We start from the raw sequence: 26,606 nt of genomic DNA, 5'->3' as shown, positions 1-26,606 counted from the left end.
GTCTCTCTCCTTTTAGGAGAGAGATTTAGAGAGAGGTTTTCCAGATGCCGTGAAACATCTCATGCAGGTAAACCCAGACGCGCGAGACTTTTGGCTTTTTGCCTCACTATTTTAGGTTTAGGCGGGTTGGGGTATCTTGTCTGCGTAAATCCTATTAGTATTACCCGCATACTATCGTTGATGAGCAACACTAATAGCGATTGTCCCAATATTACCATTTGGCAAAGTCCGTTCATAACAGTGTTTTCGTTTTAAATTAGAAATATAGGTAATGGATTATAACGATCGCCAATTACCAATCCAAAATTGCCATTGGAGATACACGCGAATATACGCTGAGAATGCTTCGATAATTAGGGACTAAGGGCTAGGAATTAGTTATTAGGGAAGAGTTTTTCCAATCCCCAATCCTCAATCCCCAGTCCCCAACACCCAATCCCTAAACTAAAAATCAAAATTCCAAGATTATAAAGATGCAACCTACAGATCCAAATAAATTTACTGATAAAGCCTGGGAAGCGATTGTTAAATCTCAGGATATAGTCCGTGCTTATCAACAACAGCAACTAGATGTTGAACATTTAATTATTGCCCTGTTAGAAGAACCCACTAGTCTAGCCATACGTATTCTGGCTCGATCTGAGGTCGATCCAATCCGCTTGCAGCAGCAGCTAGAAGCCTTTACCCAACGTCAGCCCAAAGTTGGGAAAAGCGATCAGCTTTACCTTAGCCGCAATTTAGATATTTTACTAGACCGAGCCGAGGAAGCTAGAGCTAGGATGAAAGACTCCTACATTTCTGTGGAACACATACTTTTGGCCTTTGCTGAAGACGATCGCGTTGGACGAAAGATCCTCAAAGGCTTTACTGCGGATGCAGCTAAACTAGAAGCTGCTATCAAAACCATTCGCGGTAGCCAAAAGGTGACAGATCAAACCCCAGAATCCCGCTATGACGCCTTACAAAAATTTGGCAGAGATTTGACAGAACAGGCAAAATCTGGAAAACTCGACCCGGTGATTGGGCGGGATGACGAAATTCGGCGGGTAATTCAAGTATTGTCTCGTCGTAGCAAAAATAACCCTGTACTCATTGGTGAACCTGGGGTAGGTAAAACTGCGATCGCAGAAGCATTAGCACAGCGAATGGTAAATGGTGACGTTCCCGAATCTCTAAAAAACCGCAAACTCATTTCTTTAGATATCGGTAGTTTGATTGCTGGGGCAAAATTACGAGGAGAATTTGAAGAACGCCTGAAAGCTGTCCTCAAGGAAGTTACAGAATCTAATGGTGACATCGTATTGTTTATTGACGAACTACATACCGTAGTTGGTGCAGGTTCCACCCAACAAGGGGCAATGGATGCCGGAAATCTGCTCAAACCCATGCTGGCGCGGGGAGAACTGCGTTGTATTGGCGCTAGTACCCTAGACGAGTTCCGCAAACACATTGAGAAAGATGCTGCTCTAGAACGTCGCTTTCAGCAAGTATTTGTCGATCAGCCAAGTGTGGAAAATACTATTTCCATTCTGCGGGGATTGAAAGAACGTTATGAAGTGCATCACAACGTCAAAATTTCTGATTCGGCGTTGGTAGCAGCAGCAACTTTGTCAGCACGTTATATTAGCGATCGCTTCTTACCAGATAAAGCCATTGATTTGGTGGATGAAGCCGCCGCACAGTTGAAAATGGAGATTACCTCCAAACCAGCTGAATTGGAAACCATTGATCGCCGCCTCATGCAGTTAGAAATGGAAAAACTGTCATTAGCTGGCGAAGAAAAGGGTACTCCCCAAACGAAAGAACGTTTGGAGCGCATTGAGCAAGAAATTGCCGATTTAACGGAAAAACAGCAAATATTTAATGAACAATGGCAAGGCGAAAAGCAGATATTGGAGGCGATAAGCGCCTTAAAGAAAGAAGAAGATGCGCTGCGAGTGCAAATTGAACAGGCGGAACGTGCTTATGATCTAAATAAAGCTGCCCAACTGAAGTATGGCAAATTGGAAGGAGTGCAGCACGAGCGCGAAGCCAAAGAAGCGAGCCTTTTAGAAATTCAAAACCAAGGTTCCACGTTGCTGCGAGAACAAGTCACTGAAGCCGATATTGCCGAAATCGTTGCCAAATGGACAGGAATTCCCGTCAATCGCCTGTTGGAATCGGAACGACAAAAATTGCTGCAATTAGAAAGTCATTTGCATCAACGAGTCATTGGGCAAGAAGAGGCTGTAGAAGCGGTAGCCGCCGCAATTCGCCGCGCTCGTGCGGGGATGAAAGATCCCTCTCGCCCCATTGGTTCATTTTTGTTCATGGGCCCTACAGGTGTAGGTAAAACCGAACTCGCCCGTGCTTTAGCTCAGTTTCTCTTTGATTCTGATGATGCCATCATCCGGCTTGATATGTCGGAATATATGGAAAAGAATTCTGTCATGCGAATAGTTGGTTCTCCTCCAGGCTATGTAGACTCTGAAAGGGGAGGGCAACTGACTGAAGCTGTTCGTCGTAAGCCTTACTCTGTAGTGTTGTTAGATGAAGTTGAGAAAGCTCACCCAGATGTATTTAACATATTTCTGCAAATGTTGGATGATGGTCGCATTACTGATGGATTAGGGCGTACAGCAGATTTTCGCAACACTGTGATTGTCATGACCAGTAACATAGGTAGCGAACATATCCTAGATGTATCTGGTGATGATTCCGAGTATGAAATGATGCGGAAGCGAGTAATGGAAAACTTGCGATCGCATTTCCGCCCGGAATTTCTCAACCGCGTTGATGATATTATTCTCTTCCATACCCTAAATCGCACCGAAATGCGGCAGATCATCCGTATTCAACTCAAGCGGGTAGAAAATCTCCTCCGTGAGCAAAAAATCTTCTTTGAGATATCCCAAGCAGCTTGCGATCACCTTGTCGAATCAGGCTATGACCCAGTTTATGGTGCGCGTCCACTCAAACGGGCAATTCAGCGAGAAGTAGAAAACCCCCTCGCCACCAAGTTATTGGAAAATACTTTTATCTCTGGAGACACGATTATCATTGACAAAAATGAAAACGGTCTGTCTTTTAGCAAAAAAGCGCTGGTGAAGGTATCAATCTCGCCAACTACTGTCAAGTTGGTTGAGTCAGCACCAGAATCGTAAAAGTCAAGATACCGACAACCCCTTATCCTGCGGAGACGCTACGCGAACGGGGAAGTCAAAATTTTTTTTTATTTCTGGTCAATAGTTTTGAGAGGTTAGTGGTGTTCAGATCCCCGACTTCTTGAAGAAGTCGGGGATCTAGCAGCCCCGCAAAATGAATTGGACAGACCACTAGTTTTTACTGAAGCACAGCTATTACTGGGTAATTCATAATACAGCGACTAAAATAGCAAGAGCAGATTTACTGTCCTGGAGGCTCCTATTATGAAAGTAATTCAAGCTCTTGCTCGTTATTTCCCAGATAAATGTGGTGGTATTCAAGTAAACCTCACCGAGTTACTGCCAGAATTGCGTTTGCATGATATTGACATCCAGATAGCAGCAGCTAGTAACGGTTCCCAAAAAGAAGAAACTTATAAATATAACGACGTAGAAGTTTATCGATATCCTATATTTCCTGCACCCAAAACAGAACCAAATCATGGACAATTTCCGCATGGGAAATTTGAGTATTTCGCTAATTGGTTAACTAAGCAAAAAGCAGACATATATCATCAGCACCATTGGGAAGTATATTGTGGGTTGCCTCATTTGCGATTAGCTAAAGAATTAGGCATGGCAACAGTGTTGACAGTACACTATGCTGTACCCGTTTGCCAGCGAATTACTTTGATGTTCAATGGACAGAAAGTTTGTGATGGCAAAATTGATGTGGTGCGGTGTTCTCAGTGTGCTGATACTTTGAGCAAAAAGCTACCTGCTGCAATGGTCAATAGCTTGAGCCATTTGCCCTTAGATATCGTTAGTCGCCTACCAATGCCTGTAAGTGCATATCTTCCAGCGTCAGTAGACGATGGCAATCTGGGAAGATTTGTACGCCCTTTTGTCGTGCCTAGTTATGTTGCTGCACGCAAAAAAAGTTTGCTAAAAATGGCAAAATATGCAGACCGCATTGTGACAGTGTGTGATTGGCTTTATAAAGCTCTACTCATCAATGGCATACCTGAAGAAAAACTCATTCTCTCCCGACATGGAATTTCTTATACTGCACAACAAAAATTACCACAGACAAAACAGCAATCAGACCCTTTAAAAGTAGTTTTTTTAGGACGCTGGGATATATATAAGGGTATCGAAATTTTAGTACAGGCAGTTAAAGATTTACCGCCTCTTGTAAAGATTGAGTTGACCATTTATGGAATAACGCAGGATGAACGATATCGCCAAAAAATATTTAATTTGATAGCAAACGATCCTCGGATTCGTGTGAATAAACAACTACCAAGAGAAAAACTTCCTCAAACTCTAGCTAGCTATGACTTACTGGCTGTACCTTCCCAATGCCTGGAAACTGGACCTTTGGTTGTATTAGAAGCCCACTCCCTATCTATACCTGTTATCGGCTCTAACTTGGGGGGTATTGCTGAACTTGTTAAGCATGGCATTGATGGTTGGTTAGTGAATGCTAACGATACTAAAGCTTGGACTCAAGCTCTTGAGAGATTAGCAACTGATACTAATTTACTTAATAAATTACGCCAAGGTATTAAACCTGTTCGCACAGTAAATATGCAAGCGGCAGATTTAGCAACCCTATATAAAAACCTACAACTGAAGAAGGCAGAGGGCAGAGGGCAGAGGGCAGAAGGTTAAGATTTTAGTTTATTGATTGAGGAGACAAGAATGCTTTGCATTTCTTCGACTTCTTTCAAGACAGAATCAAACAAGTGTTTGTCTGCTATAGGACTAGTATTTGATTTATGAAAAAATCTAAGTATATGTAGGGTGTGTTACGGCTTCCGTAACGCACCAGAATCTTCGGATGGTGCGTTAGCCTACGGCATAACACACTGAAATATTTTCAGAAATCAAATATGATTCCTATAGCTCAACAGATGCAGAAATAATTAACTGTGTATCTAGTTCTCGTAAAGACCCAAGAGCAATATGTAAGAAATGAATATATTCTTGCTTTCCATTGCGCCCGTATCCTTCTGCAATATTTGACGCAACTGATACGGATGACCGTCTGATCTGACTGGTCATTCCATATATCTCAGATTTAGGAAATAATTCGGTAAGCTTATAACAGTTGATTGATAGTTGTACTGCTCTCTTCCAAATAAACTGAGTTTTGTAGCTCATAAGTTTGAAGGCTAAAAGTTTGAAGTTATAGCATCATATCAATCATTCATTACCTTCTGCCCTCTGCCCTCTGCCCTCTGCCCTCTGCCCTCTGCCCTCTGCCTTTCTTATAATGCTGAACGTTAAACATTTCCTTCATCGAGTACAAAACAAAATATGGCGACTATACAATCATAAATTGCCAGAATTTTTCAGTAGCGTGCAGTTTCTTTGGCTATTACATATTGGTAGTAAGCCAATGAAAGTCAATCAAAAATCTGCGATGATAATTGCACCACACCAGGATGATGAAGTTTTGGGGTGTGGTGGTTTAATTAGACTCAAGCGAGAGCAGAATGTGCCAGTCCAAATTGTTTTTGTCACAGATGGAGCAGCAAGTCATGGCAAACATCCCAAGTTTCAATCTGGTGAAATAGTTCCAATTCGTAAGCAGGAAGCGCTTTGTGCTTTAAGCATCTTAGGCATAGACAAGAGCCAAATTCACTTTCTCGATAAACCAGATAGTCAGCTTCAATATCTAGATGCAAGCAATCGCCAACAAACAATTGAACAACTTGCCGGGCTTCTGAAATCCTTCCAGCCTGGGGAGGTTTATGTGACTCATCGCCAAGACCGGATTAAAGACCATGAAGTAACTTATGAATTACTGCTAGCGGCGATTCAACACTCTGAAATTGAGGTTGACATTTTCCAGTACCCTATTTGGATTCTCTGGAAATCTTTACTCTTCCGTGACCTGAAACTAGATGAATTAGCATCTGCTCACCGTATCTCTATTCATTCAGTTCAAAGCGAGAAGATAGAGGCGCTTGAAGCCTATCGCTCCCAGTGCCTACCTATTGATGCTGAAACTTCTGCTGTACTAAGGCCTGGTTTCCTACGACGATTTTTCGTACCGTATGAAATTTTTTTCAAGCCAACTTCTTTGTCGTCAAATCAATAATCTAATAGATAGCCTGTGCAAACGACAGTGTAATTCAGCTATTGACTATTAAACCTAATTACTGCGTATTTGCTTGAAATTAAGAATATTCACTGTGTCGCCTCCCCACTACAGGGAGGTTTTAAATTTTTTCATATTATTTTGCCCCTAACTGATATTTTTGCGTTAACAGGTGGGTACTATAACTTTAGTATGCTGACAACATCTTCATAAAGCTATCTTTGGATGAAATAGATTTCTACAAAGTTAATTTTAAATTATACTATTTCTCTATCAAAGTGAGCTTAATTAGCCTGCTAAAATGCAGGTTTTGTTTCTGTGGAATTAGTATTCTATAGAAAGATAAAATTTCATTTAATAAGCAAGTATAAATTAAATAAATTCGGTAAATTCAGTATTTTTCGGTATTAACGAAAACATGAAGCCATGATATAAATTGAATAAATAGTATTTGTTAATTTGCTACTGCACTTTTAACAATATTTAAGCAAGGTTAGGTTTCACATCAATCAAAAGTCTCACTTTTAGTTAAAACTTACATAATAGGCTGAATTAGCTATAAAATCAACATTCTCAAATCTGTAATTAAACACTTGGCAGGGGAGCTTCTATGTCTGTAAGACGCAAGTTATTCAAGGCAGTAATATTTAATTTAAAAAAACTTGGCAGCCAGCTTTTATCTACAATAAACAAGCAAATTATTTGGCTATTAAGAACTATTCTTACCACTAACAGAAGACGTGGTACAGGAAATGCTGGGTTTGTTTTACCAACGGTAGCAATGGTATCTTTAGTTGTTGTACTATTAACAACTGCAATATTATTTCGCTCTTTTGAACGTTCCAAAAATGCTAGTAATGTTCGAGTAAATGAGGCTACTCTTAATGCTGCAACCCCGGCAATTGATCGCGCTAGAGCTAAATTAAGCAAGCTATTTCAAGATGGAAGACTACCGCGAGCTACGCCAACAGACGATGCACTATACGCTACTTTAACAACTAATATAAACGAATATACCTTTGGCGATGAAACTCAACTGAAGCTAACTAAAAGCTCAACATATACAAACGAACGAACTGAACTGAAAACGGCATGGCAATACCCAGTCGATACCGATAACAATGGTAAATTTGATAGCTACACTCTTTATGGCATCTACTTTACAAATCCTCCGATAACGAATGGCGCATATCAAAAGGCTAGAAATTCCCTAGAGGCGAGAACTCCACCAATGACCGCTAATGGCACGAGTGGAGATTGTGGAGATACTTTAGGCACAAGTGCCACCTTGGTAGGTAGCACTGGCTGGTTTAATATTGGCAACAAGTTGAAAAAAGCCTTTTTTGTTTATACTGCTAATGTTCCGATTACTACTGACCCTACAGATGTTAATAACTATGAGAAATACAAAGGTAATAAAGGCTTCTCTGCTCTAGAGTATCAACAAGACCGCGCACAACTTCCTCTGGTTAACAATGCTGTTGTTTATGAAGATGACATAGACCTTAGTCCAGGCCCGACCTTCAGATTGAATGGACGAATTTTTACCAATAGTAACTTCATCACTGGTTCACCAGGAAATAGCATCAAGCTATATCAAGTTAGCAGTAAAGCATCCTGTTACTACGAAGCTGAAAATGCCAAAATTGTAGTTGGTGGAAATTTAGGGGCTGGTGGAATAACAGATACAGGAGATTTACCCCAAGTCACCAAAGTGGATTTATTTAGGAAAGGAGAAGACACTGATCCTGTTGTAGTTGATTTTGCAAGATCAACTACTCCAGTGACAAATGAAGGGAATTTGCTCGCTTATAACAGTCTCGCCTACGTGCAGCGTATCAATCGCCTAGTTAGCGCCCAAATAGCTAACACTACAAATCCTGACCCCACAGAAGTTACCAACGGTATTCAACAACAAAAAGATAAGCTTGGTTTAACAAGTTACACCACAGCAGAAGAACTCACACTCCGCAAACAACAGCTACAGCTATATTTTCAAAAACGCACCCGTCGCGTACCTTACAAAGAAGTTCCTGCTGGCAGCACTGAAACAGTTGCATTAGGTGCATACGTCACAGATACTCCGCTTCAAGGCAGTGGCGATACTCTACGCCCCCAAGATCCTTGGATGTATCCTACTGTTCCTACGGATGGTAAAACAGGTACTGGTCATACCGACTTAACCCTAAGTATCAGCAATAATAAGCTGATACCGGGTGCGACAGAACCCACTAAACTACAAAAAGACTATGAAGGAAAAGAACAATCTTTAGGTGATAGGGTTGTAATTGGTAACAATCTGCCTCAAATCTGGTGGGATAGCAATCAAAGCCGATTTGTAGGCCCAAATCCCCAAGATACCCAAAATATTAGTGATGTTAACTGGGATCTACCAGCAACGCCTTCTGTACCTCGCACTCGCCGCTCTCGCGTAGAAATACTAGCTGATTTAGGCTCTACAGACCGAGATAAAGACTGGGAACTAGCAGCAGCTAAAGTACCAAGTAACCTACAAGACCCCGTTGGTGGTTTACGAGTGGTGACTGGTGCTGGAATTTATTTGCCTAATACTTTCACAGCGGCAAGTACTGACTTATCTTTAGCTGCCAAAGAAATTTGGTCTGATATGATGTCAGTGCCTCAGTCTCCAGCACCCACACAAAAGACTATTAAGCCATATTCGATGTATGATTACTCTTCTGTAGACGTAAATAATTACTCTTCCATAGAATATAAATGGCCCGAAATTGCCGATCCAACTAAGACGCCATATCTGCGGATGCGGGCTACAGCTGTTTATCACTACAAAGCTACTGGTTACAGCCAGCAAAGTCCACAGCCTATAGCTTGTGTAAGCAGCTTTTACGTCCCTACTAACAGCACTACTGCTAAAAATCAAACAGGACTTCCAACTTGGGCTTCAGATGCTAATAGTTCAGCTACTGATGGTCTATCTAATAACGGCATAGTCTACGGGCCTCCAACGAAGACAGTCACTGATTATGACGCTATGCTGACTTATCAATCCCAATTAAAATATCCAAAAGGAGATATAAAAGGAGATCCAAAACGTCCAATAACTGATGCAACTAATCCAGATTATTTAGCTGGACGTTCTATAGATGATGGACTGCTAGCACAAGCTTTAGCAAAAACAGCAGCAAATCGTACTCTTTCGGAACAGTCTACAATTCATGCTGCAATTTGCGCTCTACAAATTTTAGATGGCAGTATTTCTCCAGTAACCACTACACCTCCTATTGCTCACGGCGCAATTCGAGAAACTGCCTTTTTAGATGCAAGACAGGTTAAGGCAAATCAAACAACCAATACAAGTACAAATTACGATCTTGAAAAGAAAGACAGACAACCTTTAGAAATTCGCGCCACAGTATTAGATATCAACTCGCTTCGCACTACTACATATGGTGGAGCAACTCCAGCGCAAGAATACTTACTGCCAAATAGCGGCATTATCTATGCTACTCGCAATGATGCACTGCCAGATTCGAGTTCATCTGCTACAGATTTAGAGGCGAAAAAACTTGAAAGTCCGGTGGATTATAAGCTTGACCCAACGCGCCGTCCTAATGCCATTATGCTCATCAACGGCTCAAAAATTGGTCGCGGCACAAGTAATAATTATCGAGACGTAGAGAAAGGGTTGATTTTAACTACCAATTTGCCCGTCTACGTTAAAGGGAATTTTAATCTTCATACGCAAGAAGAGTTCGGAACCCCATCAGATACCACTGGCTACTTGGCAGACAACTGGAGCAATTTCTACACTCGTACCAAAGACCAGCGCAATCCAAATTTTGCGTGTCGTCCAAATGACACAAGACTACCTAACTGTACAACTGGCGATGAATGGCGTCCTGCATCTGTATTGGCAGATTCTATTACTTTACTTTCTAATAACTTTAGATTGGGCTACCGCGATGAGGGAGATTATGACTGGAATAATAGCTATAACGCTCCATTACCAATACCATCCGGTTTCTCGCAATTCTCACAATACAATAGCTTTGTCCCCCTAGCTCGATGGCGTGATACCACTACAGGTATACCCAAAGACCTTGACTCAACCACAACAGGGTTCCAAGGTAGTTCCTACCTCAATAACTTTGTGACACCAATTGCGCTACAGATACCACCAGGAAGTTATTTGACCGAAATTTGCACTGCTAGTAACCCAGCAGATTGTACTGATCCTTTAAAATGGATTGTTACAACATCTTGTGGAAATGGAGGTGGAAATAATACATGGGACGGTAACATTATTGGTAAAAATGGAGACCCTAGCAATAATCGATTAAAAACAGGATACATTTTTTCCGATTCAAGCACTCTGACATGCTTTCCTGGAAATCCTCCTCGGAGAATTGCTTTTGTACGTGATGCCACTACTCATCAATTAGTTACTCCTCTTAGAGTCTTAGGGGTTGATTCCCCTGGTAAGGATGTAAGAGAATTTACTCTAGGGTCAACAACATCAACTACAGGGCAAACACTATTACCGCCACCAAACGATGTGTTTATGCCCTGGTTGAAGCCTGTTCTAGTTAGTGGTGTTGTCAGTAGATTTGAACCAGTTCTACAAATTAACCAACCCTTTGCTACTCCTCAAAGCCCAAATAACACTGATACGATTACCGCTGGCAGCCACAATAATTGGTTGCAAACAGCTACTGAAACTACTTTCAATTTAATTGCTGTAGCTGGAGATACCCCAGCGCGTCCTACAGAAGACAACGGTGGTCTACACAACTTTGTGCGCTTCATTGAAAACTGGAACCCAACTGGAACAACAAGCGATGCTATTAAAGCTAGAATGAGCGGTTCTTTCATCCAGGTCAAACGGAGTGCCTATGCCACTGCCCCATTTAGCACATCGTTAACAACTCAAACTGATGATTTTAAGTATAAGATTACAGGCAACGATAGCAGAACGCCTTTCTATCTAGCTCCTACAAGGCAATGGGGTTATGATGTAGCACTCCTATCTCAGTCACCTGACTTATTTGCCCAAAAATTGGTGACAATACCAGATGATTTACCAGATGAGTACTTCCGGGAAGTTGGTAGAGATGACACCTGGGTACAAACCTTGTTGTGTGCGAAAAAACCCGATACTAGTACTCCTCCTGTGTATACTCCTGCAATCGATTCTGATCAACGTCCTAGTAGCTGCCCATCTTAAAATTTCAGAAGCTGGTGATTAGCAATGATTAAACACAAACAACAAATCCATCCTTCTGGGGAGTCTGGTTTCACTATTATTGAGTCGTTGGTAGCACTACTCGTAGTTGCTATTTTACTAACAGCGATCGCACCTGTAATAGTCCTGGCAACAGCAACGCGAGTTCAGTCTCGACGGGTGGAACTAGCAACTCAAGCGGCAAAAACATACATTGATGGTATCAGAACTGGAGCTATTACACCGCCAAGTACAGTCATTACACTTGCTGCTCCTACATCAGCTGCACCCAGGCGCGTTTCAGATGTAGCGGGTACACCACCTGTAACAGGTAGCCCAGGTGACTATTTAATTAATACTACAAATATGCCCGTTCCTACAGTAGCAACTACTTTATATTGCTTCAAGAACGGTAGCATTTCTAATCCCGACTGTAGTAGCAATACTGGCAATTTATTTTATATCCAGGCTAGTCGAATTATCCAAAGTACCGGGGTAAACGATGGCTATCGTCTGGGAATTAGGGTTTATCGAGCAGATGCCGACTTTCCCTTAACAGCCAGCGATGGTACTAAAAAAACACAAACACCTTTCACTGGTGGATTAGGTAGCCGCAAAGCACCATTAATTGAAATGACAACCGACATTGGCAACAGTACTACTTCATTTCAGGCTTTATGTAAGCGGCTGGGTATTGCGACAAATCAAACTTGCCAATAAAAAACTGGGCAAATTCACATTAGACATCTGGTAAAAAGTACGTAGGCAGAATTCATGAATTCTGTCTACCAAAGATTTCGGGCAACGCATAATTAATTTCTGGAGATGTCCATTATGCGATCGCTGTGCATCTATTAGCAAAGAGAATACCGGAGTATGATAAGTACACTAAAATTTCTGCTCAGTAACCAGTTGAAGCGCTCCAAAGGCATCCAGCAAGTTGATGGTTTTACACTAATTGAATTGTTGGTAGCCATGATCCTGGCATTCCTCATTATCACGCCGTTGCTAGGCTTCATGGTCAATATTATGAGCACAGATCGGCAGGAGCAAGCCAAGGCAAATTCTGAGCAAGAAATTCAAGCTGCGCTGGATTACATCGCCCGTGATTTACAGCAGGCCATCTATATTTATGATGCTACTGGAGTTGGTTGTCTAACTGGTACTGCTGATACTACTACTTGCCCTAATGCAGGTACAACTGGGAATCAACTACCTAACCCAACTGCAACAGATAGAGTTCCTATCCTTGTTTTTTGGAAGCGAGAATTAGTTAGTCAAGTAATTACAGTTGGCACTCAACAAGATGATACTTTTGTTTATTCATTAGTTGCCTACTATTTAATTAAAGACACTAATACTACTTGGTCTAATGCTGCTCGTATCGCCCGATGGCAAATTAGAGACGGTGTACCAGATCCCAGCAGTACACAAACTTGTGGCAAATATCTAACCGGTCAGTGTCCTAGTCCAAGTTTTGCTTTATTTAAGCTTGATGGAATAGGCACGATAACACAAAAGATGAATGCTTGGACAAAAGCCGCAGTAGTTGCTCCAGCAGTTCCTCCTGCTCCCTTAGTACTTGTTGACTTTATTGATCAAACCAAAACTGACGACGTACCAGAAACGCCATCGGTAACATGTCCTCCTAACTCTGCTAACAACACATGGTCAAAAGTTCCACCAAACACAGCTACTTTCAATACTCGTGATACATATAAAATGACTGGTTTTTATAGCTGTGTTGATCGAGTTAACACAACAGCGCAAGTCTTTATCCGAGGTAATGCACTTGCTCGTATCGAAACAGACTCAAATAAAATAAAATACGCTGATAGTAAAAAAACTTATTTTCCGACTGCAAGCATACGAGTACAGGGACGCGGATACTTATTTACTAAGTAAATGCTGAAGTTCAAAGGATTAATCAATGGCAGCTAATTATGGGAAAGTTAAGTTTGAGATTATTGCAACTAATCCACAGCAAAAAAAGTAAACAGCCATGTTTAGTTAATAGGCTGCACTACGCCTCTGGATACACCCAACAGGATGCTGGTTTTAGCTTGCTAGAATTAATCGCAGTGATGGTGATAATAGGAATTCTATCTGCGATCGCAGCTCCTGGTTGGCTTGCCTTTGTCAATCGACAGGAGCTAAATAAAGCTAACGAAGTCGTTTTAGCCACACTGCAAGAAGCACAGCGCGAAGCTAAAAACAAAAAACTTAGCTACAGTGTAAGTTTTCAGAAAAATACCACAACCCAAAATGTAGAGGTTGCTGTTTATCGTACTGATGCTGTAACTAGCACATGGACATGGAAACCTTTAGGGGCAGATGTGGGAGCCAATTCTAAAAAATTACTGCTAGGTACAAATCTTAGTGGCGAAAACACTGCTAATACTGTTGATCCTCTTGTATCCTACACTTTAAGTGCATCAAAAAAAATTACCTTTGACTATATGGGAACTTTACCCAATGCAAGCTTTGGAACACCTATAGCTCCTTCGACAGAGCCACCTGGGTTAAAAATAGTAGTAGCTGTACCAAGCTCTGTAAATTCTACATCGGCTAGTAGCGTCAAGCGATGCGTTATTGTAAAAACTCTCTTAGGCTCAATGATCACAGCAAAAGACGATAAATGCGGTTAAGCAGCTTAAGTAACAAGTTTTATTTAAAAATACGTAATAACACTGTATATAAAACTGCACATTGATAGCAAAATTGAAACATCATGTGCAGTTTTAATCTTTGACAGATTTATTTAATAGTGAGTAATGAATTAGCCATTGGCTGAACATATAAAAATCATCCTACCAATCAAAATGTAACTTTTGTCAAATGACTGATAACCTTGACTTTACTGTAGCTATCCCAACTTATAACGGTGAAAGTCGTTTGCCTGAACTACTAGAACGACTACAAAACCAAATTCACACCGAAAATTTATCTTGTCTACGACACGCTTTGCGATGGGAAATTATAGTTGTAGACAATAACAGCACTGACAACACAGCTAAAGTTGTTCAAAGTTATCAAAAAAATTGGCAGTGTCCTTACCCTTTAAAGTATTGTTTTGAAGCGCAACAGGGAGCAGCTTATGCCCGAAAGAGGGCAGTTGCAGAAGCTAAAGGTAAATTTATCGGTTTTCTAGATGATGACAACTACCCAGTATCAAATTGGGTATCCGCAGCTTATGCTTTTGGTGAAAAGTATCCCAAGGCGGGAGCTTATGGCAGCCAAATTCACCCTGACTGGGAAGTAGAACCACCAGAAAACTTTCAGCGAATTGCTCCATTCTTGGCAATTACAGAGCGAGGAAATTTACCGCTATTATATGAAGCAGCCAAAAAATTGCTACCACCCTCTGCCGGACTTGTTGTCCGTAGACAAGCTTGGTTAGAAAGCGTACCAGATAAATCTATTTTAACGGGTAGAGTTAAAGGCAATATGCTGACTAGTGAAGACTTAGAAATGTTGTCTTATATCCAAAAAGCAGGATGGGAAATTTGGTATAACCCAGAAATGGAAATTTCTCATAAAATCCCAAGCTTTCGGTTACAAAAAGAGTATTTAATTCCATTTTTTCGAGGTATTGGACTTAGCCGTTATGTAACTAGAACAGTTAACATAAAACAGGTATATAGACCAATTGCTCTTTTATCTTATATGATAAATGACCTGCGTAAAATCGCTTTACATTTACTCAAGTATCGAAGCAAGCTAAAACAAGATTTGGTACTTGCTTGCGAAATGGAACTTTATTTAAGTAGTTTTATTAGTCCTTTTTACCTGTGGAAAAATGGATATTTTAAGAAATAAATTATCAATATATTACTTATCATGACAAAAGTAGCAGTTGAAACTTTAGATATTAGCGTAGCCATTCCTGCATATAATGGAGCGACCCGTTTACCTAAAATTTTAGATAAGATATTAACCCAGACAGGAGTAGAAAAACTGAACTGGGAAATTATTATTGTAGATAATAACAGTTCTGATAATACATTGGAAATAATCCAGAATTACCAAAAAAAATATGATGGAAATCCTCATTTAAGATACTTTTTGGAAACCGAACAGGGAGCCGCATTTGCACGATTGCGGGCAGTACGTGAAGCCAGAGGTGAGCTAATAGCATTTTTAGATGATGATAACTTACCTGCTCCTGATTGGTTAGCCCAAGCATATACCTTTGGATTGGAGCATCCTCAAGCAGGTGCTTGGAGTGGACAGATTCATGGTGATTTTGAAGTAAAACCGCCAGAAAATTTTGAAAGAATCCAAGCTTTTTTAGCTATTAGAGAACATGGTACAAATCCACATTTATTTGATGCAGAGAATTTAAGGCTTCCTCCTGGTGCAGCGCTTGTTGTCAGAAAAGAAGTGTGGTGTGAAAATGTACCAGCACGACCTAATTTAAGTGGGAAGTTGCCTGGTATTTTGGTGCAGGGTGATGACTATGAACCATTACTTTATATACATTATGCAGGCTGGCAAATTTGGTATAACCCTACCATGCATACCTATCATCAAATACCACAATGGCGGTTTGAAAAAGATTACCTACTAACTCTAGCACGCGGCTGTGGTTTGTGTATTTTCCAGTTGCGCTTGATAAATACTAAAAATTGGCAAAAACCTATAATTTTCACAAAAACTATCTTAGGTAATTTACGCAGAGTATTACAGCACCTGATTCAGTATAGGGGTCAATTAAAAAGTAATCTAATTGCACTTTTTGAAATTGAGTTTTACTTAGCTAGCATGATGAGTCCTATTTACTATTTAAAATGTAATTTAGGCAAAGTATTCAAACATAAAAAAGCTCTATCATTATGATTGAATCCACAAAAAACCTCCCAAAAATTTCTGTAATTATACCTGCCTATAATAGTGAAAGGACTATTGGTAACACAATTAAATCTGTTCTAAATCAAACTTTTCTTGATCTAGAATTAATCGTAATTAATGATGGTTCACAAGACTCAACGTTAGAAGTTGTTACACAAATAAAAGACTCACGAATCAAAGTATTTTCCTATTCCAATGCTGGGGGCAACGTCAGCCGTAACCGAGGGTTACGCCATGCAGTTGGAGAATTTGTTAGTTTCTTAGATGCAGATGATCTTTGGACACCTGATAAACTTCAGTCTCAGTTCAAGGTTCTGCAAGAAAACGTTACTGCAAAAGTTGCTTACAGTTGGACAGATTATATTAATGCAAATAGTGAATTTATAGTTTCTGGTAAGCGGATTAATGTAAATGGGGATGTTTATAATAGTTTGTTATTAAATAACTTTCTAGAGAATGGTTCCAATCCCTTAATTTGTAGAAAAGCTTTAATTACATTAGGTGGCTTTGACGAATCTCTAAGTGCGGCACAGGATTGGGATATGTGGCTGCGATTAGCCTCTAAGTTTAATTTTATATGTGTACCATCTGTACAAATCTTATATCGAATAAGTGCTAATTCGGTTTCTTGCAATCTTGTCAGGCAGGAAAAATCTTGCTTGCAAGTGCTTGATAGAGCCTACAAGGAAAGACCTTCTGCACTAAAACATAGTTGGAATATAAGCCTAGCAAATTTATATAAATACCTGACCTGTAAAGCCTTACAAAAGCCGTTTAACAGACAAAAAGGTTTAGCATCTGCCATATTTTTGTGGAAGTATTTCCTTCATGACCCTGCAAAACTTCAGAATCTAAATTTCACATTAAAAGTGTTACTGAAAATTGTCATAATTCTTATTCTGCCTACCTTATTAGACAAGATTACTAACCAGCGTGAAGTAAGAAGGCAAAAAACTGCAACATTGCTCAACGGCTGGGTAGTTGAAAAGCGACCAGAAGATCAAAAAGGATATCCGGGTGTATTTACCGTATCGAGTTAATACAGACAATCTTTTCAATAAGCACTCCAGTAGTGGTTTTACACTATTAGAAACTTTAGTAGTTGTTTTATTAATTGGTATGTTAGCCACGCTGGCAATACCCAACTGGCTAGCTTTTGTGCAAACTCGCCGCCTCAATACTGCCCAAAACGAAATTCACCTTGCTATGCAGCAAGCTCGAAGTCAAGCCAGTAAAGAAAAGTTGACTTGGCAAACCAGCTTTCGTGAGCAAAACGGCATTATTCAATGGGCGGTTCATCCTGCTACAGTAAACCCATCTGCGGCTAACTGGAATAACCTAGATGCCAATGTACGTTTAGATTCTGAGACAACTTTGCAACTGTCAAATGGCATACGCAAAGTTCAATTTGACTACAGAGGTAATGTTAAAAGCGTTGGTGATATGGGACGGATGACGCTATCCAGTCGGTCTGGTGGTAAAGTTAAGCGTTGTGTTATTATTTCAACGATTTTAGGGACAATGCGAACTGCAAAAGAACATACTACAGCCGATAACGGCAAGTATTGCTATTAAGATATTTTTAGTTTATTCAAATAAGGTATTGCGTGCTGAACTTACCAGCAAACCCAAAACAGCACTTGATTATTTTTACACGCTATCCAGAACCAGGTAAGACAAAAACCCGATTGATACCTGCCTTGGGAACTGTTGGTGCTGCCAATCTTCAACGCCAGATGACTGAACATACAATATTTCAGGTTCAAGAATTGCAAAAAGTCATAGCCATCTCTGTGGAAGTGCGGTTTGCAGGTGGCGATTTGCAACTCATGCAAGACTGGCTGGGGTTGGATTTGATTTACCAGTCTCAAGCTGAAGGGGATCTAGGTTCGCGGATGGCGCGATCGCTTTTCGAGGCTTTTCAATCTGGTGCAGAAAATGTAATTATCATCGGTACAGATTGTCCTGGAGTCAATGCCCAAATTTTAGCGATCGCCTTTGAGAAATTACACACCTTTGATCTTGTACTTGGCCCTGCGATCGATGGTGGATATTACTTAATTGGTTTGCGTCAACCTATCCCAGAGTTATTCGTTAACATCGAGTGGGGAACTGCTAAAGTATTCCAGGAAACGGTGGAAATTGCCCAAAAGCTTAATTTATCATATGTGAATTTATCGCCTTTAGCTGATGTTGACCGACCTGAGGATCTGTCTATTTGGGAACAAGCCCTTAAGGGGGAGGCGGGAGGATGAGGGAGATGGCGTTGCTGAATTAAAGTATGAATCTGGATGTAGAGACGTAGCAGTGCTACGTCTCTACAAGGATTTTGGTATTATGCAAAATCATTTTCATACATGGAATCAGCAACGCCAAGGAGATGAGGGAAATAGGAACTCAGATATTGTATTTAGCCCTGGCAATTACAAATCACAGGTATACAAACTAAGAGACTTGCGTGGACTAATTTAAAATCAAAGATTTGAAACCCGCTTAGACGGGTTTTGTTTGTAGCTGCGACTTACAGTCGCTTGGTGCAATATGTCAGGTAATCAATGAGCCATACTCCACAGCACCGCATTAGCCTCGTATCTTCAAATACCAGGAATTTCCTGAAGACACTGTACATAACAAATGTTACTGTGGCCTAGTTGAAAACCAAGAGGCAGATAGCCTTTGCCGATATTGAATCTGCTTTATATTTCTACACAAAAGTCACTGTCATGGGCACAATATTCAAGTAGCTTGAAATATGAAAATCACTCGTATTCACCGCCAGTTTGAAAAACTATGGTTAACCGTTTTACTTCCGTGAGTACTGCCCTCACACTTAAGGTAGTTGGAATAATTTGCATTTTGTCCTTTTTCGTTGACTTTTTTATTCTATTGTTACCCTTTCAACCGACTGATCGGGTATGGCAAATCAACTTGGCAACAGCGCTAGTTGATCGAGGAATTGTTCCTCTGGTAGGGCTGGGGCTTTTGTTTGCAGGGTATTGGTTTGATAATGCTAATGCAGAAAGCGATCACCCCCAAGGTATCGATTTAAGACTTCCCGCCCTGATCATCTCAAGTATTTTAGGGTTGATGTTCTTACTGATTTTTCCCCTGCACCTCAATAATGTCAATCAAGCTAAGGCTCAAACACTTAACCGCATCACCCAAGAAGCAGATCAGGCTGAAAATCAACTGAACACTCGGTTAACGCAATTGCAAGCACAACTGAATACTGATCAAGGAAAAGCTCAATTAGAGCAACTGCGAAACCAAACCAAAGCTCAGTTTAGTGAACTACTCAAAGATGAGCAGAGATATAAGCAAGCACTTGAAAGCCCTCAAATTCCCGCAAATATAAAAGAGTTGCTGAAGAAGGCTAAAACAGATCCCCAAGCACTTGAAAAAGCTATCCAACAACAAACAGATGTTAAAACGCTGCAAGCTCAACAACTGAGCCAAGTTCGCCAGCGCAGAGACGAAGCATTGCAACAAGCTAGAGATACTGCTTGGAAGTCTGGACTGCGGATTGGGATTAGCAGTTTGCTGTTGTCTATTGGTTACATTATCATCGGCTGGACAGGCTTAAGAAACAGGGGTGCTGTACAAGGTGGTAAACCTAGAGCTACCGCACGGTAATCGACTATCGGTATGGCAGTAGGACGTAACCGAAAATTATAAGAGAAGGCAGGAGGTAGAGGGCAGATCGCTTTTAGCGTCTCCCCTTCTCCCAAGCTAAGGGACTTGCAAGTAAAAAATAATCAATCGTTTTGGAAGGCAGGGGGAGCAGGGGAGGCAGGGGAGGCAGGGGGAGAAAGAATTGGATAAGTGACGTTGGATGGAAGAATTGAGTAATTTAATTCTTGGATGTCCCTAATAATAATAATGCAATTATCACTGAGTAAAATCGCTATAAAACTTGGGTAATGTTCTCAATTTACATACTGACATATAACGAAGAATTAGATATTGCTGCTTGTATCGAATCGGCGATGCTATCGGATGACATAATTGTTGTGGATTCATGCAGTAGCGATCGCACCATAGAAATCGCCAGCCGCTATCCCATCCGTGTCGTCCAACACGCTTTTGAAAGCCACGGACGCCAACGCACCTGGATGTTAGAGTCTATTTCCCCGAAGTACGAGTGGGTTTACATTCTCGAAGCTGACGAGCGCATGACGCCAGAACTATTCGCAGAATGCCAAAAGGCAAGTCAGAGTCCAGACTACATTGGTTACTACGTGGCTGAACGTGTTATGTTCATGAATCATTGGATTCGCTACAGCACACAGTATCCCCGTTACCAAATGCGCCTCTTCCGCCACGGTAAAGTCTGGTTTACAGACTACGGTCATACTGAACGGGAAGTTTGTGAGGGTGCAACTAGCTTTTTAAAAGAGACATATCCACACTATACTTCTAGCAAAGGCTTGAACCGCTGGATTGACAAGCATAACCGTTATTCTACAGATGAAGCTCAAGAAACGCTCTATCAATTAGAGCAGGGAAAGGTCAACTGGCGAGATTTATTCTTTGGCAAATCGGAAGTCGAAAAACGCCGTGCATTAAAAGATTTATCTTTGCGTTTACCTGCTAGACCGTTGCTAAGGTTTGTATATATGTATTTTATCTTAGGCGGATGCTTAGATGGACGCGCCGGACTTGCTTGGTGTACATTGCAAGCATTCTATGAATACCTGATTTTGCTCAAAGTCTGGGAAATGAAGTATCTACCAAAACCTAATTTAGACACAACACCAATTCTGGCAGAAGAGAATACACAACAGTTACAGTGTGCGGATTCTGAAACGACACAGGCTGATGTGGCGTAATGGGGACTGGAGAGGGACTTGCAACTAAAAAAATAGGCAGGGGGAGAAGAGGAGCAGGGGAGGCAGGGGGAGAAAAAATTGGATAGTGAGGTTGGATGCGGGAATTGAATAATTTAATTCTTGGATGTCCCAGATTAGAAGGATTCCCAGTAGAATAAACAATTCGTGATTGGACAGATACGCGATCGCAAAATCAGAATTCAGAAGTAGGGACGCATAGCTAGCTGTGCGTCCCTATCGCGTTTTCCACCTAAACGAGAACCACCAGAATAAATTAATATTTTTAACAGAACATTTTCATAAAAGCTGCTCCTACTCAAATGTGAGTGACTGGCCAGATAAAATAATTCTTTAGTTTACCTGGTGGAACTTTCACAATCATGAGCAGCTTTTGATTGAGCGCGGTAGATTAGTAATACATAAGGGCTTGCAACAATCGTTTACAAGTCTTACAAAGAAAAGTAACATCCTCTGAAAATAACCAGTCGGTATCGGATTGGTTAATGTCTATGTGTATGCTTGTAGGAAAATAGCTAATTTCCAGCAACAAGTACGTGTTTTTGCGGCAGCAGCCAAGCTGCTAGCGTTTTGGACAGTTACTTGCGGTAGAAACTGCCTAAAGTTAAAGTCTTCGGAATTTGACGAATCTGCTGGTATGAATACCAATAACAAAAGTTCCTCTAGCTTAAAACAGGAGAATCGGGGCTTGGTAATCGATCGCCTAAAACAGGACTTAAAAAACGACCTGATTGCTGGTTTGTTAGTAGTAATTCCCCTAGCAACCACTATCTGGCTAACGATTACCATTGCTACTTGGGTAATCAACTTCCTCACCCAAATTCCCAAACAACTGAACCCTTTTGATGGGTTAAACCCAATTTTAGTAAATCTACTGAATTTATTAGTAGGATTGGCTGTACCACTACTGAGTATTTTATTGATGGGCTTGATGGCTCGTAATATTGCTGGAAGGTGGTTGTTAGATTTTGGTGAGCGACTTTTACAGGCAATTCCTTTAGCAGGACAGGTATATAAAACTCTTAAACAGCTTTTAGAAACAATCTTAAAAGATTCTAATGGCAAGTTTCGCCGAGTAATTTTGGTAGAGTATCCCCGCCGAGGAATTTGGGCGATCGCTTTTGTGACTGGTGTAATCAGCAGTGATATCCAAGCCCAGATGCCTCGCCCCGTACTAAGTGTTTTTATCCCTACCACCCCGAATCCGACCACAGGTTGGTACGCAGTCGTTCCTGAAGATGAGGTGGTTAACCTCTCCATCTCGATTGAAGACGCTTTTAAAATAGTTGTATCAGGTGGCATTGTCGCCCCCAATACGCCCTTAGTTTTCCCCAAAGAGTCCACACTGGAAGGGAAACACGACGAAATCAAGCAGCAGATTATTTCTGTTGAAGAAACTTAAAATCAATCTGGCAAAGTCACAAGCAAATGCGTAATTGTTGTTGTTTGACTGTGCCAAAATTGATAAACTTGTAAGTTTGCTCCGCCTAGTTAATCAGTTCTCGCACAATCACCCCTCAGTTTTATGCAACCTCGTAAACCCCAGCAAATTGCTCGTGAGTTGGCGCTTTTAAGCCTTAGCCAATTGCCAGTCAACCCCAAAAAATTAGATAAATTAGAAGACGATCAACTAGTATCCAAGTTGGTGCTAGGAGCAGTACGTACTCTGACCTCAGAAGTGCAAGATACCCTCGACAATGCCGCAGGTGAACTGCAACGCAGTAACGATCGCCTCTTAAGTAGCCAAACTCGGGCTTCCGACCTCAATTCTGCCAGAACAATGCTTCAAGAAGCGATCGCCTGTACCCAGACAGCAATTAATCAGTTGGGTACAGCAGTTGATTTCCCAGTATTGATTCAGTTAGCTAATCAGGATAAGGGAGTCCGTAATTACGCTAAAGAACTTGTGATTACCGTCAACGAAAATCGACACATTATAGATGAACTCATTTCTACTGCCTTAGTAGATTGGCAAGTAACTCGCCTTGCCCAAATTGACCGCGATATCTTGCAAATCGCTGTGGCAGAAATGAAGTTCTTAGGTGTTCCAGATAGTATCGCCATCAACGAAGCTGTGGAGCTAGCCAAACGCTACAGTGGAGACGACGGTCATCGATTTATTAACGGTGTTTTGCGCCGAGTTACTGAGCAGAAAAAAACAGCATAATCCCTATACTGCCGTTGAGAAAAGTCTATAGCCGCCTCTGCGGCTTCTTCGGAGGGGAACTTTTCCCTACAGCCCTCCGGGCATCCTACGGCGGGTGCTAGCCTCTTCCCTTGGGAGAAGGCGAGACGCCGCACGAAGAGAGGGAACCTTGTGTTGTACCCATTCTCCTGAAACTGGTGTTGAAAGGTGAGGATAACCGAGAAGTTTTCATCCCAAGAAAAAGTGCAAAGTTAAATTAAACTCATAACTTATAACTTAATAACTCATATAATCAATACTGCTGCAATGGTTTTTAATTGGTTCCGTCGTAAATATAACGATTCCTCTGACACTCCCTCTGATACGAGACAGGAAGAAACTCTTCCTGCACAAGAACCCCAACCAGAGCCAGCCGAAACGTCAACACCAACTGCTGAAGCTGCACCAGACACAACGGCAGATTTGTTAGCGTTTGCTAAAGCTGCTTACAAAAATATTCAGCAAAAACAACAAGCCGAAGTAGTAGAAACCCCATCTGATTCAGCAGATGCCTCAGCAGTCTCAGCACAACCTGAAATCGCAGAAACGGCAATTGCGGAAATCACCGAACCAGAAGCAACTGAGGAACCTGTTAGTACAACCCCAGAAACAACACAGCCAGAAGATATCCAAGCTGCTACTGAAGAAGAAACCACAGAAGATTTCTCAGTAGCAGCAATTGCTGAAGAAGCAGATGTCAAAAGCCCGGCAAGTGAAACTGAACCAACACCCACCGAACCACTAGCTACGCCAGAGGCAACACAGCCAACAGCACCATCCTTCTTAGAACGGGCGGCGGCAGAACGGCAAGCAAAGCTGGAACAACTAGTGGCCACCGCCATCGAAGTCCCAGAACCGGAGGTAGCACAGCCAGTAGCTACAACCTCAGAAACAGAAGAGGAAATTCCCGGACTGGTATTTGATGATGGGTTTGTCTGGTCGGCAAAAGTCTTAGCAGCTCAAGGTAGAAATCCAGAAGACGTTTCTATTGAAGAAATTACCTGGCTGAAAAAGCTCCGGCAAGGGTTAGATAAGACTCGCCGTAGCATCCTTAACCAACTAAAGGCGATCGTTGGTCAAGGGCCGCTCAACCAAGCTGCTGTAACCGAAATTGAGGCATTGCTCCTGCAAGCTGATGTGGGTGTAGAGGCGACAGACTTTATTATCAATGCCCTACAGACAAAACTTCGAGAAGAAGTTACTGCACCTGAAGAAGCGATCGCTTACCTGAAAAAAATCCTCCGCGATATGCTGGATGCGCCAAGCAAAGCATCGCATAAAACAACCTTTACTCCAGAAAAAGAAACCTTGAACATTTGGTTAATCACTGGGGTGAATGGTGCTGGTAAAACCACTACCATCGGCAAAATTGCCCACTTGGGACAAAAATCTGGTTATAAATGCTTAATTGGGGCAGCAGATACCTTCCGCGCCGCCGCCGTAGAACAGGTGAAGGTTTGGGGTAGTAGAAGTGGTGTAGAAGTAATTTCCAATCCGGGAAAGAATACAGATCCGGCAGCAGTTGTATTTGATGCGATCGCTGCTGCCCAAGCCCGTCAAACAGAATTACTTCTGGTAGATACCGCTGGGCGGCTGCAAAACAAGAAAAATTTAATGGACGAACTCAGCAAAATCAGGCGAATTATCGACAAAAAAGCCCCAAATGCCAAAGTAGAATCTCTTTTGGTTCTAGATGCCACTTTAGGACAAAATGGGCTGCGCCAAGCCGAAGTTTTCTCCCAAGCTGCCCAGCTAAGTGGCGTTGTTTTAACCAAGCTAGATGGCACGGCCAAAGGTGGTGTTGCCCTTGCCGTCGTGCAACAGCTAGGTTTACCCATTCGCTTTATTGGGGCTGGCGAAGGAATTGAAGATCTGCGCCCTTTTTCTAGCTATGAGTTTGTCGAAGCTCTCTTGAGTGGCTAATTGAAAAATTTGGATTTAAATATTTTTCTTGACAAAGAATAAATTTAGGGATATCTGATCTGGTATTATCACTTGAACTAATTAGAAACAAAATACTAGAAACAAATCAAGTCCCATAAATCATGAGTTTGTCATCATAAATGGATAACTTTTGCTAAAATCTCAAGCTAATGCCATTTTTCACGCTCTGAATGGGGATTTAGTTGCAACACACAAAACCCCGGAAGCTTCCATCTTGCAGCAATTTCAAGGGCAAGCGAGACGCTAACCTTAAAAATGCAACTATTGTAGGATGGACAGCAGTCTAAGCGGTCAGTAGTGTCTTGGGGAGCCAGCGTGGATGAATCCAGCACTGTAAGGGACGTTTGCCTCTGTAGGTGACTGGTGTTGACTATGATGAGTTGTCCTATTTCCCTATGGGAAACTCCGCAAACAAAGAAGCAACTGCGTTAGCAAGTCGAAAGAACTGCACATTGCAGGTAACTTGCTTCAAAGTAGGAGTACGAGGATCATCTGTTTACCCAGCGCCGACATCAGGAAAAGGACAGCTTCTGACCATTAGAAGTTTGGAAAATCGTCCACTGTGGACTCAAAAAGTGAATTGGTATAAGTAAGCTGGTTCAACACTCCCAGGTGTATTCTCAATTCCTACTTGCGAAAGTATTCACAAATATTTTCTGTAAAAAATCGAGAGGTTTTAACTCTGATGGTTAAACTACAACCCTCTTTCTAGCTTTTGACTGAAAGTTCTTGGAGGATATTTTTTTAGATTTAGTGTTATCTTTTCTATTCATATCTTACACTTACCAAATGAGTCCACCCGAAAATCAATTAAAGGTTAATGGTTTAAGTCTGTTACCGCTAAGTCGAAGGATTGAGTGGTCTCACTTTTATTCCATTTCAATGGGTTGAATTTTTGCAGATTCAGCAACTCAAAACGTAAAATTCAAAATGAAAAGCTCTATTTTGGCAATTATCCCAGCAATTATGGTATACAAATTAAGTATTTGAAGACTTTTTTAGATATTCTCAGGTATGGGAATTGAGTTTAAGTCTGTTATTTACCAAACCAAAGCTCGATTTGAGCGCTTATAGAGGTTTTTACTGAAAAAACTTCTAGTCTCCTAGTTGCCTCTGCCCAAACAGTTACTCTGAAAGGATTATAAATTATTTTTTTAATAAAGTATTTTTATGACTTTAGAGATATGCTTTGGAAATTAAGTTATGGAAAAATGAAAACCTTTCTTAACTATCACTGAAACTAGTAATTTTTACGGGTTGGTTTTTGACTAAAAATACATAATTTGAAATTCCTAATATTCCATCAGAAACTACAAGAAGCAAATAAAATACTGATAAAAGTTGCTTG

The 26,606-nt window shown here is 41.2% G+C and carries 17 protein-coding genes and 1 pseudogene; 17 read left to right on the top strand and 1 reads right to left on the bottom strand.

From position 1 onward, the window contains the following. Positions 1-473: 473 nt before the first annotated feature. Both clpB and VB740_RS01335 read left to right on the top strand, forming a co-directional pair. A complete protein-coding gene (gene clpB, locus VB740_RS01340) occupies positions 474-3,143 on the top strand; it encodes an ATP-dependent chaperone ClpB (RefSeq protein ID WP_323198297.1) in 2,670 nt (889 codons plus the stop codon). Positions 3,144-3,407: 264 nt separating this feature from the next. After that, positions 3,408-4,796 carry a glycosyltransferase gene (locus VB740_RS01335; RefSeq protein ID WP_323198296.1) on the top strand — a complete coding sequence of 463 codons (1,389 nt, stop codon included), beginning with the start codon at positions 3,408-3,410 and terminating at the stop codon, positions 4,794-4,796. Positions 4,797-5,027: 231 nt separating this feature from the next. Here the strand turns inward: VB740_RS01335 and VB740_RS01330 are convergent. Next, positions 5,028-5,288, bottom strand: a pseudogene (locus VB740_RS01330) (four helix bundle protein); the annotation flags it as partial. 238 nt (positions 5,289-5,526) lie between these two features. Here VB740_RS01330 and VB740_RS01325 point away from each other — a divergent pair. The 15 genes from VB740_RS01325 to ftsY all read left to right on the top strand — a co-directional run bounded on the left by VB740_RS01325 (position 5,527) and on the right by ftsY (position 25,237). Further along, a complete protein-coding gene (locus VB740_RS01325; RefSeq protein ID WP_323198295.1) occupies positions 5,527-6,231 on the top strand; it encodes a PIG-L family deacetylase in 705 nt (234 codons plus the stop codon). A gap of 610 nt (positions 6,232-6,841) precedes the next feature. Then, positions 6,842-11,434 carry a hormogonium polysaccharide biosynthesis protein HpsA gene (gene hpsA, locus VB740_RS01320; RefSeq protein ID WP_323198294.1) on the top strand — a complete coding sequence of 1,531 codons (4,593 nt, stop codon included), beginning with the start codon at positions 6,842-6,844 and terminating at the stop codon, positions 11,432-11,434. 24 nt (positions 11,435-11,458) lie between these two features. Then, on the top strand, positions 11,459-12,151 hold the full coding sequence (gene hpsB / locus VB740_RS01315; RefSeq protein ID WP_323198293.1) for a hormogonium polysaccharide secretion pseudopilin HpsB: 693 nt from the start codon (positions 11,459-11,461) through the stop codon (positions 12,149-12,151). A 156-nt stretch (positions 12,152-12,307) separates the two neighbouring features. Next, positions 12,308-13,336, top strand: a complete 1,029-nt coding sequence (hpsC, locus tag VB740_RS01310; RefSeq protein ID WP_323198292.1) for a hormogonium polysaccharide secretion pseudopilin HpsC — start codon at positions 12,308-12,310, stop codon at positions 13,334-13,336. 38 nt (positions 13,337-13,374) lie between these two features. Then, on the top strand, positions 13,375-14,079 hold the full coding sequence (locus VB740_RS01305; protein WP_323198291.1) for a type II secretion system protein: 705 nt from the start codon (positions 13,375-13,377) through the stop codon (positions 14,077-14,079). Positions 14,080-14,269: 190 nt separating this feature from the next. Next, entirely contained in the window at positions 14,270-15,250 is a 981-nt protein-coding gene (hpsE, locus tag VB740_RS01300) for a hormogonium polysaccharide biosynthesis glycosyltransferase HpsE (RefSeq protein ID WP_323198290.1), read from the top strand. Positions 15,251-15,271: 21 nt separating this feature from the next. After that, positions 15,272-16,270, top strand: coding sequence for a hormogonium polysaccharide biosynthesis glycosyltransferase HpsE (gene hpsE / locus VB740_RS01295; protein WP_323198289.1), 999 nt, complete (start codon positions 15,272-15,274; stop codon positions 16,268-16,270). After that, entirely contained in the window at positions 16,267-17,322 is a 1,056-nt protein-coding gene (locus VB740_RS01290; protein ID WP_323198288.1) for a glycosyltransferase, read from the top strand. Before hpsE (VB740_RS01295) ends, VB740_RS01290 begins: the two co-directional genes overlap by 4 nt. Further along, positions 17,300-17,857, top strand: coding sequence for a pilus assembly FimT family protein (locus VB740_RS01285; protein WP_323198287.1), 558 nt, complete (start codon positions 17,300-17,302; stop codon positions 17,855-17,857). The genes VB740_RS01290 and VB740_RS01285 overlap by 23 nt, the downstream gene beginning before the upstream one ends. Positions 17,858-17,889: 32 nt before the next feature. Next, positions 17,890-18,537 (top strand): TIGR04282 family arsenosugar biosynthesis glycosyltransferase, encoded by a 648-nt coding sequence (locus tag VB740_RS01280; RefSeq protein ID WP_323198286.1) that lies wholly within the window; start codon positions 17,890-17,892, stop codon positions 18,535-18,537. A gap of 535 nt (positions 18,538-19,072) precedes the next feature. Next, positions 19,073-19,915 (top strand): HpsJ family protein, encoded by an 843-nt coding sequence (locus VB740_RS01275; protein WP_323198285.1) that lies wholly within the window; start codon positions 19,073-19,075, stop codon positions 19,913-19,915. A 287-nt stretch (positions 19,916-20,202) separates the two neighbouring features. After that, a complete protein-coding gene (locus tag VB740_RS01270; protein ID WP_323198284.1) occupies positions 20,203-21,111 on the top strand; it encodes a glycosyltransferase family 2 protein in 909 nt (302 codons plus the stop codon). Between the two features lie 655 nt (positions 21,112-21,766). Beyond that, a complete protein-coding gene (locus tag VB740_RS01265) occupies positions 21,767-22,531 on the top strand; it encodes a DUF502 domain-containing protein (RefSeq protein ID WP_323198300.1) in 765 nt (254 codons plus the stop codon). A 123-nt stretch (positions 22,532-22,654) separates the two neighbouring features. Next, complete coding sequence (nusB, locus tag VB740_RS01260) at positions 22,655-23,296, top strand: transcription antitermination factor NusB (protein WP_323198283.1); 642 nt, start codon at positions 22,655-22,657, stop codon at positions 23,294-23,296. A 285-nt stretch (positions 23,297-23,581) separates the two neighbouring features. Then, complete coding sequence (ftsY, locus tag VB740_RS01255) at positions 23,582-25,237, top strand: signal recognition particle-docking protein FtsY (RefSeq protein ID WP_323198282.1); 1,656 nt, start codon at positions 23,582-23,584, stop codon at positions 25,235-25,237. Positions 25,238-26,606: the final 1,369 nt, after the last annotated feature.

The sequence above is a fragment of the Nostoc sp. UHCC 0251 genome (assembly GCF_034932245.1).
In the GTDB taxonomy this organism is placed as follows: Bacteria; Cyanobacteriota; Cyanobacteriia; order Cyanobacteriales; family Nostocaceae; genus Nostoc.
This window is presented reverse-complemented; position numbering and strand designations above follow the sequence as displayed.